This is a genomic window from uncultured Bacteroides sp. (assembly GCF_905207245.1).
Classification (GTDB): Bacteria; Bacteroidota; Bacteroidia; order Bacteroidales; family Bacteroidaceae; genus Bacteroides.
On sequence record NZ_CAJLKP010000011.1, the window covers coordinates 20,344 to 40,023 of the forward strand.

Annotated in this window: 10 protein-coding genes and 4 pseudogenes; 5 read left to right on the forward strand and 9 right to left on the reverse strand. The window is 37.2% G+C overall.

Going from position 1 to position 19,680, the window contains the following annotated elements; all coding sequences use genetic code 11:
- Nucleotides 1-4: 4 nt before the first annotated feature.
- The 7 genes from QZ135_RS05500 to QZ135_RS05530 form a co-directional block, all read right to left on the reverse strand.
- Nucleotides 5-1,312, reverse strand: coding sequence for a BNR repeat-containing protein (locus QZ135_RS05500; RefSeq protein WP_294606598.1), 1,308 nt, complete (start codon nt 1,310-1,312; stop codon nt 5-7).
- Between the two features lie 167 nt (nt 1,313-1,479).
- The gene (locus QZ135_RS05505) at nt 1,480-2,682 is read right to left on the reverse strand and encodes a glycoside hydrolase family 88 protein (RefSeq protein WP_294606600.1); all 1,203 of its coding nucleotides are present in this window, start codon (nt 2,680-2,682) and stop codon (nt 1,480-1,482) included.
- Nucleotides 2,683-3,134: 452 nt separating this feature from the next.
- A complete protein-coding gene (locus tag QZ135_RS05510) occupies nt 3,135-4,223 on the reverse strand; it encodes an endo-1,4-beta-xylanase (RefSeq protein WP_294606602.1) in 1,089 nt (362 codons plus the stop codon).
- Nucleotides 4,224-4,443: 220 nt separating this feature from the next.
- Nucleotides 4,444-6,090: a RagB/SusD family nutrient uptake outer membrane protein gene (locus QZ135_RS05515; RefSeq protein WP_294606604.1), complete on the reverse strand. Its 1,647-nt coding sequence runs from the start codon at nt 6,088-6,090 to the stop codon at nt 4,444-4,446.
- Nucleotides 6,091-6,102: 12 nt separating this feature from the next.
- Complete coding sequence (locus QZ135_RS05520) at nt 6,103-9,144, reverse strand: TonB-dependent receptor (protein ID WP_294606606.1); 3,042 nt, start codon at nt 9,142-9,144, stop codon at nt 6,103-6,105.
- 361 nt (nt 9,145-9,505) lie between these two features.
- Nucleotides 9,506-12,508: a glycosyl hydrolase gene (locus QZ135_RS05525; RefSeq protein WP_294606608.1), complete on the reverse strand. Its 3,003-nt coding sequence runs from the start codon at nt 12,506-12,508 to the stop codon at nt 9,506-9,508.
- Nucleotides 12,509-12,527: 19 nt separating this feature from the next.
- Complete coding sequence (locus QZ135_RS05530) at nt 12,528-13,952, reverse strand: L-fucose/L-arabinose isomerase family protein (RefSeq protein ID WP_294606610.1); 1,425 nt, start codon at nt 13,950-13,952, stop codon at nt 12,528-12,530.
- Nucleotides 13,953-14,558: 606 nt separating this feature from the next.
- Here QZ135_RS05530 and QZ135_RS05535 point away from each other — a divergent pair.
- Together QZ135_RS05535 and QZ135_RS05540 are read left to right on the forward strand one after the other, a co-directional pair.
- A complete protein-coding gene (locus QZ135_RS05535) occupies nt 14,559-14,786 on the forward strand; it encodes a hypothetical protein (RefSeq protein WP_294606612.1) in 228 nt (75 codons plus the stop codon).
- 57 nt (nt 14,787-14,843) lie between these two features.
- Nucleotides 14,844-15,221, forward strand: a pseudogene (locus QZ135_RS05540) (transposase).
- Nucleotides 15,222-15,304: 83 nt separating this feature from the next.
- On the opposite strand, the gene QZ135_RS05545 reads toward QZ135_RS05540, so the two are convergent.
- Complete coding sequence (locus QZ135_RS05545; RefSeq protein ID WP_294606614.1) at nt 15,305-16,195, reverse strand: AraC family transcriptional regulator; 891 nt, start codon at nt 16,193-16,195, stop codon at nt 15,305-15,307.
- A gap of 455 nt (nt 16,196-16,650) precedes the next feature.
- On the opposite strand from QZ135_RS05545, the pseudogene QZ135_RS05550 reads away from it, so the two are divergent.
- From QZ135_RS05550 to QZ135_RS05560, 3 pseudogenes are all read left to right on the forward strand, one after another.
- Nucleotides 16,651-16,836 (forward strand): annotated as a pseudogene (locus QZ135_RS05550) (efflux RND transporter periplasmic adaptor subunit); the annotation flags it as partial.
- Between the two features lie 173 nt (nt 16,837-17,009).
- Nucleotides 17,010-17,381, forward strand: a pseudogene (locus tag QZ135_RS05555) (histidine kinase); the annotation flags it as partial.
- Nucleotides 17,381-18,019: pseudogene (locus QZ135_RS05560) on the forward strand (LytTR family DNA-binding domain-containing protein); the annotation flags it as partial. The pseudogenes QZ135_RS05555 and QZ135_RS05560, both read left to right, overlap by 1 nt.
- Before the next feature lie 102 nt (nt 18,020-18,121).
- On the opposite strand, the gene QZ135_RS05565 reads toward QZ135_RS05560, so the two are convergent.
- On the reverse strand, nt 18,122-19,639 hold the full coding sequence (locus tag QZ135_RS05565; RefSeq protein WP_294606616.1) for an MFS transporter: 1,518 nt from the start codon (nt 19,637-19,639) through the stop codon (nt 18,122-18,124).
- Between the last annotated feature and the right edge of the window lie 41 nt (nt 19,640-19,680).

Sequence of the window (19,680 nt, forward strand, 5' to 3'; positions counted from 1 at the left end):
ATAATTATTTCCATTTATAAAGCATTAATCTGCTTGGAGCAGGGAGAGGACCTTGAATTTTCTGGTCCCTATTTGCCGGTAAGGCCTCCCAACGCAATAAGTAGTCGCCAACAACAATAACATGGGACTGCATACCGGGATAAGATGATTCAACTTGATCGTATTTTTCAGGATAAACAGATGAAATCTCTCTTTTGCCAATTATTTCAAATGTTCTTTCTTGAAAAATAATTTCTCCACTACCTTCTTTGACATGCTTATATCCAAAAAACATTTTACCTTCTCCTATAACCTTTGGAGTAAATATATCCAATTCTATTTTCATAGATCCGGAACCTTCGAACTGCCATCTATACTCCCAGTTGGTTAACTGCTTTCTATACCAACCATCTTTTTCATAACGTGCCATAAATAATTGGTTATATCCATGTTCATCATATTTGTGGTAACCGATTATAGGATAACCATTAGAATCAAAACCTAGTTTAATACCAGGATTAAATAAGCCTCCCTTAACAGGAGTTGGGTCAACATAGAAATCTATTTTGTCAAAGGTTATTGGCAAATCCGTTTTTTTGCCAGATATACTTTCCCACTGTATTAAATCTTTGCTTCTTGCATATGATAAAGTATGATTCGTAGAGCAATCAGGTGTGTCTCTCCATACCCAAATTAAATGATAATAGCCGTCTGTTCCCAAAATAGGCCCCTGCATATAAGCATTTCTTTTTCCTACACCATCAATTAACGGTTTGTCTAATAGCCGTCTCCACTTTTGTTCTTTTATATTATATATATTGTAAATTTCAAAACCATTGCCACTTCCACCAGAACGATAATGGAAAATAAGTTCACCATCGGGTGACTCCATAAAAATTGGATAAGTAACTTTATTTTCATCAATCCCTGTCATGTGACTAATTTTTTTCATTCCATGTATTGTGTATGGTTCTGAAGAACGAAAATACACTAAAGGTACTGCATGCATATTACCTGCCACATGAAGGTATCCTTCTTTGTCAAAAGCCATAGTGACATAATTATGGCTATCCCATTCTATATCAGACGGCAATATTTCATACTCACATTTCCCTGTTTTTAAATCAACAGTAGCTAATGTCATTTGATGAAGAGAATTATAAAAGACAATATATAGATTACCATTCTTTTCAATCATAGAATAGTCTACATGAAATGACGACTCTACTTTAGATATTTCAATTCCTGTATTGGGAAAAACAAATGCTCTTTCATAGTGGCATCCTATAAGTAGCATAGGAGTAAATAAAAAAAACAAGTAACGTAACATCATACATTTATGTAATTTAATTGTAAAATTACTTACCTATAACAATCTCATTATGGTTAATAAATCTATGTTTTTATTTGAATTCTAAGTAAAACAGTTCTATTTATTGACTAAGAAATTTTATAGGTGATAAAGTCATTGAGGATTTATTATCTTAGCTAGATGACCTCTCATTTGTCCTCATTGTTCAAACCGAGTAATTTGTATAATCTCATCAAAGCCTCTATATAATAATAGTCTGCATAGCATATAGGTACATCTATTTCACTATTACCTCTAAAATGTCCAGTAGAATGTTTTAAAATAAAATTGCAGTTTGTCCCTTCTTCTGCCAAATAATTAGGAGAAGTAAGAGAGCGTATTTGTTCTTTTGCATAAGACAAGTATTTGTCTGAATCTGCAGATTTGTCAATTTGGCTTAGTTCAATTAAAGCAGAGGCCATAATCGCTGCAGATGAAGCATCTCGTGGAGTGTTAGGAATTTCCGGTGCATCAAAATCCCAATAAGGGACTTTGTCTACTGGCATATTGGGATGGTCCATTACAAATGAAGCTACTTTTTTTGCTTGTTCAAGGTACGATTTGTCTCCTGTTTCACGAGCCATCATTGTATATCCATATAAAGCCCATGCCTGTCCTCTGGCCCATGCAGATTCATCAGCAGAACCTTGAAAAGTTTGTTTCCTTTCTGCTAGTCCAGTTATTGTATCATAAGATACCACATGATATGAGCTATAATCTTCTCTAAAATGATTATTCATAGTCGTGTTTGCATGATCTGTGGCAATATTATAGAAAGTCTTATCACCTGTTTCTTTGCCTGCCCAAGTTAGAAGTTCTAAATTCATCATATTGTCTATGATAACAGGAAACTGCCATGAACCGAAATCCCAAGAACGAATGGCTTTTATCGTTGGATTATATCTAGTACTTAAAGAGCGGGCTCCTTGTTCTAAGATTTTTTTATATTTTTTATTGGCAGTCAAACGAAAACCATTTCCATAGCTACAGTATAGCATAAAGCCAACATCATGGTGTCCGGTAACATACTGAACTTTTTCTAAACGGGCAGTATACAGCTTTGCGTATTTTTTTATTTGCGGATTTCGTGTATATTCACATAAATACCATAGTTCACCAGGAAAAAATCCACTACACCAGCAAAAACAGTTGATCGTTTTTAGCTTACCATTCTCTATAGTTCTTGGTAATTTATCTACTTCGTTCTCTAACTTTTTTGCCATCTGAATAGTTTGACTGACAGACCTGTCAAGTCCCCTATATATGACGGTTTCTATCGGTTCTGTATTGTTAGTATATGATGACGACATAAGAGACATACCCCATGTAATCATTGTAATAATAAAATTCATATGATTTAAATTTAAAATATATTAATGTATTTAATTAGAAACTGTCTTGTTTTTGTTTAAAAAGTTTTTGTTTAGTTTTTAAGCCTCTTTTGAAAATGTTTTCCCTTTTTCATTGTCATACAGTCTACTATGTAACGCTTAAAAAATAACTTGGTGCATGATTTGCGAAGCTCCGCTTCGCTAAATTCCCATTTATACACCAATACTTAGTATCCTAATTACTGAATTGTTTTTCTCCAACTGGGAAAAAATGTTTCTTCAACTGGGAAAAATAAAACTCCCATTCATACCAAGTTATTTTTTTAAGCTTTACTATACACCTCATAAAAGCAAAAAAACATTTTTTTAAGAACGCTCAAAATGATACAAAACAAAATTTAAACAACTTCTAAATAGACTATTATTTCAAAGCGTATAACCAGTTCATTTCTAAAATGTTTTCTATGGTTATATCAATTTCCTTTTAATACTTCTATTATCCCATAATATGCTTTTTTCTTGCTATAAAGACTGTCGAACAATAGCGGCCATTCCGGTGACCATTGAGATAATAACCAAGAATCCGCATCATATACTCCCCATGTTGTAATTCCAAATTGTTGTTTGGCTGGAATGTTTTTCATGGCAAGGGTGATTTCCTGATATTTTTTCATTTGCTGGATTTGTAGAGAATCAGTAAAAATCATATTAGGGTTTCTAATAGTATTATTCATTGAAACATCTAACTCGGAAATATGTACTTTAAGTCCGGTTTTAGCAGCTGTTTCAATGGCGTTTTTTAATTCCCCGGATTTTCTGTTCAAACTAGTGTGCGTTTGTAATCCAATGCCATGGATTGGTACTCCCCTTTCGAGCATGTCAAAAATCATATTGTTAATGCCGCTACGTCTTTTAGAGCTATATTCATGTCCATAATCATTGTAAAACAATAAGGCGTTAGGGTCTGCATTATGTGCATATTGGAAAGCTAAATCTATGAAATCCGGTCCTATTTTTTGATACCAAAAATCCGTAGTTATTATTTCCCCATTATCATTAAATGCTTCATTTACGACGTCCCATGATTTTATTTTGCCTTTCCATCTACCCACAACTTTATATATATACTCTTTCATTATGTTTTTCCATCCTTCCCTATCGGTTTGATACTCTTTCATCCATTCCGGAACGGATTTTGACCATATCAGAACATGCCCATGGATATCTAGTTTGTTTTTTATGGCGAAATCAATAATGGAGTCTGCTTCGTTCCAATTATATACCCCTTTCTCTTTATATATAGGTTTCATCTTTAGGGAATTCTCTGGAGTTATTCTGTTGCATTCAAGTTTAATGATGTTGCGATATTGCGCGTTTGTATAAATGGACTGAGGCTTAACAGCCATTCCAAAAGGGAATTGAGAAATATCTTTTAGTCCATGAGCTTGTGGATTGGATTTTTCGCATCCTGATAGAAATAGAGTAATAAATCCTATTAAAAATAAAGAATAAATATTTTTATGTATACACCTTATATTGGTGATTTTGCAATATTTAGCCATGATTAAAATGTTTTATAAACAAACCATCTTTTAAAAGGTTTGAAAAAAGTTAATACTATATTATCTACAAATATGTTCTTTTACATTATGCAATGCTTGATTTGAAATTCCTCGCTTTTTTTAAGTGGGGAAAAGCGTATTTGTAAACAATAATAATGAATACCACTTGAAGATATACCAATAGAATATATCTTCATAAGTGGTATTCTATCAATGGTGTTTAGTTATACCCCTCGTTTTGTTCCATTTTTGATGAAGAATTAGCATCGATTACTTTTTGTGGAATAGGCAAGAGTACGTGAAAATCTTGGATACCCAAACCACCATCCCTTTCACCAGAAGCAATGTGATTATATTTTCTTGTTCTTTCTACTAATTTATTAGTTCGAACTAACGTTTCTCTTCTAAGCTCTTCTGTTACTAATTCTCGCGCACGTTCATCTAAAATGAAATCTAACGTAACATCCCCAGCGGTGATTACTGAAGCATTTGCCCTTTTACGTACTTCATTTATATAAAACGCAGCGCCATCCGTTGTGCTGTTATTTCCACATTTATGCAATGCTTCTGCCAAAAGCAAATAAGTGTCTGCTAAACGGAGATATGCTTGGTCGGCATAAGATATTTTCTCTCCCCATTTCACTTCTTCTTTGAAAGACCACTCCCATTTGCGAGTAGTTGCCCACTGTTGATTGTTTGCTGTCATATACTTAGGATCTGTCTGTGTGTATATAATTGTTCCATCCGATTTTTTATATGATCGTCGTATAGCATATTCAGAGCCGCGATCATCATCGGATTCGTAAAGTGTAAAGACCCATGCTGTTATTGATACTCTTCCTAATGCACGACCTCCGTATTCAAAGCAGTACGGAATTCCTAATTTAGAATAATCACCACCCCAAGTGGCCTTCATTGTATTGGCATATTGCCCCTTCAAACTCTGCACCTCTGAATTAGGGAAAGCCCATAAAGTTTCTGTGTTTCCTTGTGAAGGCAAAACATTTCCATTATAAAATTGATCCATAAAAGGACAACCGGGTTCGTCTTTTTTTACACCGAATCGATTCTTGATCAGTGCAAAATTAGTATTTTTGATTACACTCATAGCTTTATCTTTAGCTTCTTCATTCCTATTTTGCCATAAATATAATTCTGTAAGATAATGTTGTGCAATCACTTTCGATAAGCGGCTGACATCCTGTGCATTATCGGGAAGGTATTGCTCGGCGAAGAGCAAATCTTTTTCCATTTGCTCTTGAACAACAGATACAGGAGTTCTTTCCCAATCGTCTCTATAATTGCCTCCTGTTATTTCATCTAGTGATAAAGGGACATCACCAAAAGTGAGAACTAGATGCCGGTAAGCCCATGCACGAATCAATTTAGCATGTGCAATTATCTCATTTTTCCTAGCCAAATTTTCTTCCTCCGAACTTCCTTCCCAGTTTACATTTGAATTTTCCGCTCTGCTGATTACCGTGTTGGCACTATTTATAGCACTATATAGAATTAAGAATAAGCCGGAATTGCCAAATTGGTCACCGTTCAAGATTTGCATTTCTGAATTAATAAGTAGCGGGTCGTATATGTTTAAGCCACTCAACCAACTCAAGTTAGCATTTGCCCATGCCACATCTGTTCCCACTTTCCATACAAATCCTAATTCCGCAGATTGGATTTTGTCTTGCCTTTCCTGCCTTGGGAACTCAAGTAATGCGTTTTTAGCCATTTGAAAGCCGGTATAAGTTGTGAAAAGTTCATCTGCAAAAACTTGATCTTTCGGACTTTCTTTCAAAAAATTGTCTTCATTACATCCCGTAAGTATAGTGATGAATGATAAAATTATAAAGCTTATTTTTTTCATGTCATTCAGTATTTATAAATTAAAGCGTAATCCAAATATATAAGCTCGAGTAGCTGGTATTCCATAATCTGCAGATAACTCAGGATCAAGACCTACAAAACTGGTTATAGTCACTGTGTTTTTAGCATTAAAATACAATTCAAGATTCCTCATGCCCACTTTTTGAACAAGATTCTGTGGCAACTTATATGACAATGTGATGTCATTTAATCTCCAATAGCTCGCATCGTTCACATCACCATAAAACATAATTCCATAGGGGTTTGAATCACTTCTATTAGCCGGATAGGTATTTATTGGATTATCATTTGTCCACCATTCTCTGTATCTAGTATTACTTTGACCATCAAAGTATGTGTTTAAAAAATCGGTTTTTCTGGTAATTCCCTGTACGGTAGTAATTAAAAAACTTAATGATAAATTCTTGTATTTAAACGTATTTGTTAACCCACCAAACCATTTTGGATCTTTATAACCTACGATTTGTCTGTCTTCTGGAGTAAGAGTTCCATTACCATCGACATCTTTTACCTTTACATCTCCGGGCTTTGCTGTTGGCATGTGCGAATTTTGTATGTCGTCAGTTTCTTGCCAAATTCCATCAAAGACATAACCATACCATACATTGATAGGTTTTCCTATAAACCAGGAATTTCCAAGATTATCCATCGGATTTCCATTACTTTCGTAAAGACCAACATCTACAATTTTATTTTTTGAATGAGAAATGTTAAGATCTGTTGTCCAAGAGAAATTTCTATTTTTTATATTATCAGATGACAATGAGAACTCAACGCCCCTATTCTTGGTTTTACCAATATTTTGCCTGATACTGTTAGCTCCATTAATTTGCGGAATGACTTTATTTAATAATAGATCCGATGTCCTAGAGAAAAAAGTATCAAAAGTACCAATTAATCTACCTTTAAAAATAGAAAAATCAAATCCTATATTAAATGATTTTGTAGTTTCCCAACTCAAGGTTGGATCCGCTAATTTGCTAGGATAATATCCTATTAATGTATTTTTTTCGTCGTCCAAGTAGTTTTGATTAGCCATTCCGGCAAGTGAAGAATATGCGCCTATTGCCTGATTACCGTTATGACCATAAGAAAAGCGCAATTTCAATTGATCTAACCATTGGATCTTCTTAATAAACTTCTCTTGATCCATATTCCATCCAAACGCAAAAGAAGGAAACAAACCGAATTTAGAATCGGAACCAAAGGCGGAAAATCCATCTCTACGGAGTGTGAATGTAAACAGATATTTACTATTATAGTTATAGTTCAACCTAAACATTTGAGAAATGGATGATACTTGACTATATGAATCGGAAGGCGACCAAGCTGTGGCTAACTTTTGTTGATAATATGTAAGAAGGTCACTTGGGAATCCGGTTCCATCTATAGAATGATTTTTATTTGTCGTTCTTTCTGCACCGTAAAGAGCTGTTAAATCAAAATTGTTTAATCCAAAGCTGCGCTTGTAATTAATGATATTCTCTATAAGCCACCCTTCCTTATAAGTATTAGAATTAGACCCACGTCCATTAACTTTAATACCAGCTAAAGTATTTCTTCCTCTATAACCCTCAGTTATACTGTTTCTGAAATTATAAGCAGCATTCAATTTGTAAGCCAGTCCTTTTATAAAAGAAGGCGTTATTTCAATATAATTATTTGTTATAACAGATCTCGTTACAACTTCCTTTTGGAAATTGAGATAATCCAAAGGATTAGTAACGTTGGTAACCTCAGATATAGGGTGAAAATTTATAGAACCATCCTCATTGTAAGGAGTTGCCAATGGATTCATTTTTAAGGTTTCTTGAATGTTTGCTTTTTCCCCCTTTGCACGATAATAACCCAATTGCGTGTTAGTACCGATCCTTAACCATGAGTTAATTTTACTATCCAAGTTTATTCTAAATGTGTAACGGTCAAAATTATCGTTTATGGCAATACCCTTCACTTTTCCTAAAGAACCGGCAAAATAATATCTGGTAGCTTCAGATCCCCCTGATACAGAAATGTTATGTTGATGTCTTTGCCCTAATTGCATAGCCAGATCAAGCCAATCTGTATCAATGCCTTTTTCATAATTTTCAATTTGACTAGGATAAAAATGCTGTAATCCATATCTCTCTTTTTTTAAGTCATAAAATTGTTGGGCATTCATCAAGTCAAAGGGCATATACATCTTATCCATACCAAAATATCCGTCATATCCAACTTGCACTTTACCCGCTTCACCTCTTTTGGTAGTGATTAGTAAAACTCCACTTGCTGCTCTTGCGCCATATATGGCTGCCGAAGAAGCGTCTTTTAACACTTCAATAGATTCAATATCGTTTGGATTTATTTCTGACAAAGGGTCTGAATAGGGGACGCCGTCTAATATAATTAACGGTTCAGAATTTGCGCTGATGGAATTTTGTCCTCTAACTTGAATTGTAGTCCCTGCCCCATTGGCCGATGAGGAAGTATTAGTAATTTTTAATCCGGGTATTTTTCCTTGCAATGCCTGACTTATATTTGTTTGAGGCATGTCTTTTAATTGCTCTGTTCGTATGGAAGTGACGGAGCCTGTTACATCTCTACGCTTTTGTATACCATATCCAACAACAACTACCTCATCCAACATTTCCGTATCTTCTGTTAGTGTAAGGGTTAGCGATTTTCCCGCTACTGCTTTTGCGGTCAGAGTTTTATACCCTATATATGATATTTCTAGTAAAGAGTTCGCCTCTACTTCTATTGAAAACTTACCCTCAATATCTGTAATAGTACCATTGGGTGTCCCTTTTTCCTTTACTGTGGCACCAACTACAGGTTCACCTTTTGTATCTACAACTTTACCTGTAATCTTATCTTTTGTTGATTCTTTTACGGTTGCATTTTTCAGATTAAGATTAACTAACTCCGTTCGAGAATACCCCCATGTGTTAGCAAATAACAGCAAGCACAAGAGTAGCAAAGTAGAACGCCACTTAAAAATGTATTTCATCAAGCATATATGCTCAAAATCAATTAGCAAATTCTTGTTTTTCATAAGTTATAAGATGCGATTAAGATTCTTGTTTTAATATTATACTCACACGTTGCTTTTCTTTTTAAAAGCTGGCTTTACTCTTATCTTGAGTAATTTACCGATTCATTTACTATGTTTCCATGATTCTATAATTTAAAGTTAATGTTTTTTTCATTGATTATAATTATACCATTTTTTATGATATACTCTCAGCACACTTTCTTTTTAATGGACTATTGAATAAAATATAGATACTTTCTTTTCAAATACACCTTCGGTTAGAAACCTATTTACGGAAGTCGGATTTAAAACCAACGAGAATCGAAAAAGTAATGAGAATTATTTGGGGGCTCGTTGGTTTTGAAACAATAATCCAATCATTTCATTCCAATACTTGAATGATATGTACTGGACCTAATAAACCAGACTCTAACAGAGGTGAATCTTTCTTGTAATGAGAGAATGTAGTGAATGTATAACGATTACTCGGACGTTTTTCTCCTTTCAATAACCATCTCGGCCATTGCCTGTTAACAATACCATCATTTTCCTTTTGTTCATCCCCGATCAATCGATTTACCCATAAATTGGTCACTTCAATTTTCAACTCATTTTTACCCGATTTTAAGGCATGAGTAATATCAACCCGCCAAGGAGATGTCCAGATTGTTCCTAAATCTTTTCCATTCAACCAAATCCGGGCAATATTCTTCACAAGTCCTAAATCCAAAAATAAAGAACTCGACAAAACATCTTCATAATTAAAACATTTCGTATAAACAGCAGTTCCTGAATAATATTTAATTCCCGAATCTAACTGTTTAGACCAATCTTGCAAGGTCGGAAATTCGATCTGCTTCGGTCCGCCCCACTTCGGATCAAACGAAACAGACCAAGAACCTTGTAATGACATCAACACTCTCTCCCCTTTTATATTCGTTGATGCAGAAGAAGGTGATAACCGTTTCCCAGAAAAGAAAACGAAATAACTCTGATAAGATGCAAACGATAATTCCATAGAAGTCTGTTTCCCGTTATCTTTCGAAACCGGTATCAAGGAAATCTTTCCGGTTACAGGATCCCATAAATAAGGTTGTTTACCGAATGAACGAAAATGAGCATACACCGACATGTCTTTATCCATCCGGTTGGAGACAAAGAAATAATCCACATCATCCATCTGCTTATGAATATATCGAACCATTCCTTGATCAGACATAAAATCAATCGGTACTTGCATCTCTCTCAACACCTTTGAAGTCAAATCAAAATCAGGATACAAGTTATCCAGATGATTTTGGATATCTGTTCCCCAAGCAATACGACCTTTACCCAAAGTATGGAACACCAATCCTTCCGGCATTTTATTTCCGCCCCAAAGATTTTCTGCTGTCTGCTGCAATTTCCGGTCACAATTCGGATAATCTGTTAAACCCGGTGTCTGAGAAGGAGGAAGCCCAATCACAACAGCTCCTTCTTTCACCAGTGCTTCTATCTTTTTCAGCAAATCCAAAGTCATCGTCTTAAACGTAGGTAATACCAACAAACGATATTCCATCCCTGAAGGGAATTTTATTTTTCCATCTTCCACAAAAGCAGAATAAAGCAGACTTGGAGGACAGGCATCAAAATTATATTCCCGTTTATCTACCATAAAATCACCTGTCAAGGCCGATTTCGGAGCCCGAAAAACAAAAGGGGCCTCTTCAGGTGCCAAATAAAGTATATCTGCAACTGTTTGTCCTTTTTGTAACAGATACTGGCAACGAGTCACATAGGTATGATAAGCATCCACATATGGCCACCACGTCTGATTACGGTCCCAATGCACTCCATGCTTTCCCATAGTCATTCCCGGACGTAAGCTATCCGGTAATGCTTGATGCTGAAATGTATGATAAGTCAATCGATTAATACCCGCCGCAAAAGCCCAGTCTGTTTGGTTCTTCATAGAAGCGGGATGTTGACGCCAACCATCACCAGACGCCGTAAAAGCTTCCGAAGGGACCACACGTTGCCCTTTGATATTCGCCAGCGAACTTCCTTCAATGGCACTGAACGATGTATTATAACCTCCCGGACTCCAAAACTCACACATCGGAATATCCGCAGAAGCTCCCAACTCCAAATCCTGCATAGGATTCATATCATACGGTTCTATGGAGAGTTGCATACCATGCTGATGAGCATAAGCTTTGACAAACAAGGAATGATTTTCCAACATTAATTCCTGCATAGTTTGACGTAAATCCCAAAGAAAACGTTCACTGATGTTTTTATCGCCTACAACTACCCCCGCATAAACCGGAAAATAAGGTTGTGAATCATACCCTCTGCGCTTCTTGAATTCTTCTCTTAACCGAGGACTCCAATTTTGGGTTCCCATTTCCCAACTATCCATGTGCAAAATTTTAATACCTCCAGTCAAAGTTGTATCTCTTTCGCCTATAAAATCAAATAAAGCTCCTGTAAACGTACGTAAATGCGCCATCAACGCTGTCGTATCCGTCTTATCGCACTCGAAACCAACGCCTGGAAGAGGTGCAGGGCGAGTGACAGCTCCATTATTACGTATCCCAAAACGCATAATCATCCATTCTCCAGAAGGAACATCCCAAATAACCGATTCATCCTTCAATAAAGAAGTCAAATCAATAATCTGATCTACAGAAACAGCATCACCCGGTTCCAACAGTTTATCTTGTTCCTCTCGCGGAATAAACTGTTTTACACCCGGAACAGAACTATAAGGGCCCCGATAATACAGGGCTTTTTCCTCTATATCCTTAATAGAGACCTTACTGTTTGTTGCCGGAAAAGCCAAAACAGCCACATCTTCATAATAATCGAGCCATCTTTTTTTCAATTCCAGTGTAAACTTCCCTTCACCAAAAAAAGGATGTTTAGGCAAAGGTTTCTTTAAAGCGATTGTCTGCTTACTGCCACCGGTTACTCTGGTAACAGAAGAAACCAGATGTCGCATTGATTCTTCGCCTTTTACCCATGGACCACCACTGCCTGTCCAGCCCGGTCCGATTCCCAAAATCATACTAATCCCCAAGCGTTCACATTCCTTGACTGCATGTTTAAAGCAGTCTTTCCATTCCGGACTTAAGAAATCCACGTTACCACGAGGTATGCCGTCATTGACTTCCAAAAAGACTACAGACCCGATTCCTGCTTGTTTCATAGACTCTAAATCTTTAGTCATACCTTCTTTGGAAAGGTTTCCATCCATAAAATACCAATAAACGCCTGGCCTTGCCGATTCTGGAGGAGAGACAAACATACGTTTCATTTCTTTCAGTTCCTCGGCACTTACCCAATGATTTATACCTGATAGGAACAAACCGGTAGCAAGCAAAGTATATTTTAACAAATTCATACGTTTCGGTTTTACTTTTTTATTTCACTTCTACACAAGAGATATTCAATAGACTTGCCAATTTCTTTATCTTACTGGCAACATGTCCGATTCCGATAGCACAATGATGTGAAGGACCAGCTTTACTCCAATTATTTATAAATGAACGGACACCACAAGCAAAGCGATACCGACTGTTGGTATTTCCAATTTGCAAAATAGGGCCAGGAACGGATTCGCCTTCTGCGACCAACAGAAACAATCCGTCTTTCCCTTCACAAACCGACAATAATGTAACGGCTCCATGCCGAACCGTCATTTGAATAGACAAACCCTTACCAGGCTTTCCATGATAGATCGGAAGAGGAACCAGTTTGACCCGTCCTTCCGCCATGGTGAAATGAGCAGGTCCGTCGTGCCCTAACAGAACTACATCTTCCTTAAAATCGAGGGCATATAATTCTGAAAATGAACCTCCGGCATTCAATAGAGACATAATCTTCATGGCTTGCACGTTCTTAATCTCACATTCTCCCGCAACTGGAATAGCTTTCCCTGTCAATAAAGTATTACCAGCAATAACCGAAGTGACAATATTCTCATAATCATTCCCGGCAAAGCCTTCATAATAATATGCCATTGAACCTAAATGATGTACTTCAACCAATTTATCTAAGGCAACAGATGTCCTGGCTGTCCGGACCAACTCACTTTCTTCACACTCACTAACCACATCAAAACGCTCCCGGAACTCTGCTAATTTCTGTTTCACTTCATCCGAAGTAATGGCATCTCGATAAGCTTTTAGCTCACACATTTCCAGCAACTCGATATGAGTCCCAAATGTAGAAGACTGTAAAGTCAAATCAGAATAAACATCTAGCATACCACCATAATAATGTCCTAATACGCCCATCCGATTATTTTGCATTCCTTTCTTGGCAACAGCCGCCTCCAACCATTCCCTTAATTCCGTCCAAACGTATGCCTCATCCCAATAACCCGTAATGATTTCATAATGAATACCGGAACGGTTGAATACATTCGAAACCTCAGGGATTGAACAAGCCTGGCAATTTGCCAGCCATTCGCCGGTCATCAAACCTCTATCGCCTAAACTATTCAGATAAGCATAATCAATACAAGACGTCGGTTGTATATTCAATAATAGTACAGGAATCTTTAATCGTTGTACTAAAGGCAAAACCGTAGATGAAAGGGCATACGTTGAAATATATACTAACAATACATCAATGGACTTCCGTCTCAACTCATTGACAATAGCTATTGCTTTTTCGGGCTCATCCACCATTCCACCATCCACAATACAAACATGTTCCTGTTCCAATTGCTTTGCTATTTGCTTTTGATAGCCACACAAACGTTCATATAGTCCGGGGAACTGTGCCCAATACGTATTCAACCCTACTCCAACCAGTCCTGCATAAACCGTTTTATCTTCCATATTTATCTCATTTTTATATTGTCTATAATCTATTTGCAAATTTGCCTTTTTTAAATCAATTTCATTTGTATTTATTGACTTGAAATATATTAAAAATGACACATTTTTCTGATGACAGGTATTTTCACTTCATAACGTAAGATTGTCATTTCTAAAATATTAACTTTTATGGATCACCCGAAATTTCCGGTGCATGTCTCCTGTTGATAAAATTGTTACTTTGCGGCATGACAACAGAAAATATGCTTTGGGAATTTCTCCCTTCGGGTTTGAAGGGCGTATTCAATATATTTAAAGTAGAGAAACTTTCGGGTTCTTTTCACGTATGGCTTGATGAGATTCGTCAGAATTCCCCATGGTGTTCCCCTGTTTCTTCACATGCGCAAATGCAAATGGCTCGATAAAGACATGGGTGAAATTTTCAGTTATGATATTGACTACTGCCAAGAAGGTGGTACCCTATTATCGCCGATTTGGTTTCTTTTTTAAAAGGAGAAGATTGAGCCTCTGAGCATAAATACCATTGGTCATTTGTATGGTGTCAACGGTGATACCCTTTTCCGTCTATACAAATATACCCTTAGTGGTTATAGCCAGTAGAGTGGTATGTTTTTGCTTGAAAGTAGCGGCATCTGCTACGTTGTCTTCCCTAAGAATTGCGGTCCTTATTTGAGTATCGACAAAACTTCCTTTAGTTGTAACGAGGTGTTTGCTATTGTCACTAATAAGGATGCTCATGGCAAGAAAGGTGCTCTTGTAGCCATCATAGAGGGAGTTCGTAGTGCAGATATTACAGAATTTTGTGATGAATGCGGACATGACTTTATTCCTTAAAAATATAACGGAGAAACTATGCCTCAAATACTTGCACGTACCAAGTATGTCCTGATGATGCCCTCCAACAAATGGAAGCCGGAGCAATCCCGGCGGATACGGATACTCTTTGATCATTTTCCCGTGTTGGAACACGCTTATGAACTCATGACAGAACTCAGAAACTTATTTAATCTTAGATAATCTAAACACAAGCAAGGAGTACATCTAGCCAAGTGGTATGAGAAAGTATTGGGAATGAAAAGGGAGTCCTTTAATATTGATATAAGAACTTTCAAGAACAACTACATTACTATACTAAACTACTTCCGAAGAAGGGCTACCAATGCAGCTGCAGAATCGTTCAATGCAATATGTTCAGGGCACAACTCAGGGGAGTCAGAGATACAGCATTCTTTATTTTTAGGCTGTGCAAGTTATTCGCCTGAAATTTAATTATTGGAGAATATGATTTTAACGCATGCACCGGAAACTTCGGGTGATCCATTTCACTCGACATTTGGTTTGTTGGATGGATTTTAGTCTAAGTGATATTTCTTTTTGAAGGTACTGGGAGAAATGCCTTCTTTTTTAGCAAAAAATGAGGAGAATTGCGACACTGTCTCAAAATTCAGTGCGAAGGCAATGTCTGAAATGCTCATATGGGTTGTACAGAGCATTTCTTTCGCTTTTATATAACGTAAATTCAGATAATATTGTGTGGGGGAAATTCCTGTATAGGCTTTAAACCTACTTCGTAACCATGAATAACTAACGTTTAACTGTTTAGCAATCTCTTCTGCGGATATGGGATTACTGATATTCCTTTTCATAAGAGCTTTGGCTTCATTAATCTTTCTGACAGTTGTAGATTCTTTGAAAGCAGAGTTATTATCCTTGAAATAAATCTCACCCATTAAATATAAGACAATACTGGAAATGAGTTGTTGGTATCCGGCATCTTCTTTGGATGCATGCGCATCTATATCTTCATACAAGCCAATAATGATGGAACTAATTCCTAACTCAAAAACTGGTTTTTCTTTGTAAAAGAATTTATTGGCGATCCAGTTCTCAATCATATTACCTTTGAAACCCACCCAATGTTCATACCAACCTTTTTCTTCCGGATAGTATGTGTGCCATTCATCCGGAAAAATTAATAGCATGGTGCCGGCCTTGATCTTTTGTTTTTTGCAGGAAGCTGATTCAAAGTATCCGGAACCTTCGGATATATATATCAGCTGATATTCTGAAAGTATACGTCCTTTTTGTGGGTTGAATACATATCCTTGTGGATGTTGTTGGTTGGATGGATAGATACTGTGGGCTGGAATACGCTGATATCCTACAGTTGTAACTGTTAATCCCCATTTTTCATCTAGAGGACTACTTCCTAGGTATTGAATATGGCTGTTTGTTATTCTCATTTACATTTAAGGTGAAATGTTCCTATTCAACGTGAGTTAGACATAAGGATGATAAATATATTATTGAAAAATAGAAACATAGTAATAAAAGTGTTAAATTTATAGTGCTCGATTATAACATTTAAACAACTACTACTATTATGTTCGCGGAAGACAAAGTTACATAAAATCTCTGAAAAAGGCTAATGAAAAGGGAAAAAAACTTCGGAATGCTTGTTAATAAGGCGTTTGTGAAGACAAAAGAGGACAGACGAAAAAATGAGATAGTGCAAAGGAAAGCGGATTTATGAAGCAGTTAGGTTTTCTAATCGTTACCCTGTGAAAGGTGATTTTTAACACATGGTGTCGTAAATGGTAGTTTGTTGCTTCGGTAGTCTTATCAAGGTGCAACTCGTTGATAATTAGTTTTGCACTTAAAAAAGACGAGTATGGCAAGAAGTACATTTAAGGTGCTGTTTCGCTTCAACGGCATGGGAAAGAGTGTTTTCAAAGCTACGCTGATAACCATTGGCCAGAAAGTGGATGAAGACACCCGCTCTGTCGAGGTTTATGCAAAAGTTGATACTGTGAACAGCCAATTCCGTCCCGAGATGTATATCACGGCAAGAATTCTAAAGCAGGCGGCTGAGGCTGAGCAATAAATCCTATCTTTGCAACTAAACAACAAGAATGAAAAAGAGATATACTTTGATTTATCCTTATTGTTTTCATTTCTGTGGCAACACTGATTCATTTTCCGGAACTGGTTTCGTTCTTCGATGTGTTCGAGAGCTAAAGCCTGTTTCCGGGAATGAAGCCTATAGATGTGATAAATGAAGTGTTTTTTGCTTCCGCCTATATGTTCTTGTTAAAGATGCGATATGAAGATAATCTTTCTTTTGATATCCATATCGATAAACAGTATGAAAACTGTTATCTACCTCCTATGGCCATCCAGATGCTGATAGAAAACGCGGTGAAGCATAATGAAATAAGCGTTCGCCGTCCACTGAATATCAGTATATATGCCGAAGGAGAAGAATTGATTGTTTCCAATCCCGTGCAATCCAAGCTTACCGCTTCTTGCGGAACCGACATCGGACTGGCTAACTTGATGAAACGTTATTATTTGCTCTATAAACGAGAAATACAAATCACCGAAAGTGATAATTTTATTGTTCGTATCCCTTTAATACCAAATGCCTGATGAGAGTGATTATCATAGAAGATGAAAACGGCGCTGTTCGTAATCTGAAGGCTCTATTGCAGGAAGTAAAGCCGGAAACGGTTGTTGAAACTGTACTTGACAGTATTGTAGCAGCACTGGATTGGTTTGCTGAACATCTCATGCCCGATTTACTTTTTATGGATATTCATTTGGCAGACGGTTCCGCTTTTGAAATATTTGACCATGTAGATGTAGCTTGTCCTATCATCTTTACTACGGCTTATGATGAATATGCCCTCTGCACTTTTGAAGTAAACAGTGTAGACTATTTGTTGAAGCCCATAGGTAAAAGCGATATGGAAAAGGCTTTCCGGAAACTGGATTGTCTCCATGTTTCAGATACTCCCGACAGTTCCTTATTGTAATTAATACGTTCTCTAAAAAAGCAGGAAAGTTATAAAATACACTTTCTTATTCCTATAAAAGGAGATAAGCTGTTACCTGTTTCGGTAGATATGATTTTACTGTTCTATATTCAGGACTGCAAAGTGAAGGTGGTACTGATTGACGGTAAAGAGTATATCTTTCCACAAACACTGGATGAAGTTGCGGAGTGCATCAACCCATCCTTGTTTTTTCGTGTGAATCGTCAATTTCTTATTTCACGGGAGGATATTTTAGGGGAACAAGCAGTTTCTTGTTATAGTTCAATATAAAAAGCGCATGTAAATCTTTTAAGTAAGACTACATGCGCTTTATTTATACCTTAATATAGAGAATTATTCTATTGTGATAGGTTTGTACTTAGGTACCAAAGCCTTCATTACAACCCAACCGATCAGGTAAGCCACCGCACATACACAGAAGATAATGAAGTATCCTGCAGGTTTACCGGAGAATCCCATGAATTCCATGGCGGGACGTACGAACTGTGCACCTTGCTCTAATAAGTCATGAGTCATTTCTACTTCTTTTCCGTCTACTATCGTACTTCCGGATGAGTATACAAACAAGTTACCTGCTACTTTCTGGAGGATCATAGAACCAAAACCACCAGCCATACCACCGATACCAGTGATACTTGCAATTGCTGCTCTCGGGAACATATCACTTACAGTAGAGAAGATATTGGCAGACCAGGATTGGTGAGCTGCACCACCGATACCAATCATGATAACCGGCAACCAAGGTGAAATTGTACCCAAAGGTTGTGCTAATAACACTACCAGCGGGAAGAATGCGAAAATCAACATTGCACGCATGCGCGCTGCATAGGGATTCAATCCGGTTCTATTCATAATGATGGTAGGTAGTTTACCACCATAGATTGAAAGCATTGTGATGGCGTACAGAGTAAAGATTAGTGCGATACCTAATCCTTCGGAAGTTTTGATACCAAATTGTGTATTCAGATAAGAAGGAGTCCAGAATAGGAAGAACCACCATACACCGTCAGTCATGAACTTACCGAAAGCAAATGCCCAGGTTTGTTTATAGCTGAAACATTGCCAGAATTTCATCTTTTTCTCATCCTTTTCTTCTACAACTGGAGCCGCACCTTCTTCATGCTTATCCTGTTCGATGTATTCAAGCTCAGCTTTGTTCACGTGCTTGCTTTCAGAAGGTTTGGAATACATAAATACCCAGAATCCCATCCAGATAAATCCGAGACCACCAATTACAATGAAAGCCATTTCCCAGCCCCAAGCTTTGGCAAGCAAAGGAATAGTCAACGGAGCAACCAAAGCACCGATAGAAGCACCGGCATTAAAGATAGAAGTAGCATACGCGCGGTCTTTCTTTGGGAAATATTCGGCAGTTACTTTGATAGCTGCGGGGAAGTTACCAGCCTCACCGAGTGCCAGTACGCAACGTGCAGCAAGGAAACAGTACATACTGATAGTTGCAATTGTTACCACTACATCACCTGTAGCTCCCATTAGTTCGGCTGCGCTGTGCAAACCTACGAAATGCTCGGTTACAATACCGCAAAGAGCATGAAGACAAGCACCTGCCGACCATACACCAATAGCCCAGAGGAACCCTTTTTTAGTACCCATCCAGTCAATAAAGCGACCGGCAAATAACATGCAGACTGCATAAACAATAGAGAAGACAGAAGTGATTGTTCCGTAGTGTGATTCGTCCCAGTGGAATTCGGGTTTGATAAATTCATCCCACGTCAATGACAACACTTGACGGTCAAGGTAGTTTACTGTTGTCGCAAAAAATAACATGGCACAGATGGTCCATCTGTAGTTGGTCATCTTTCCCACTGCATTTTGATTTAAACTCATGATACGTTGATTTAAAATTATTAATTCTTATTTCTGGGGCC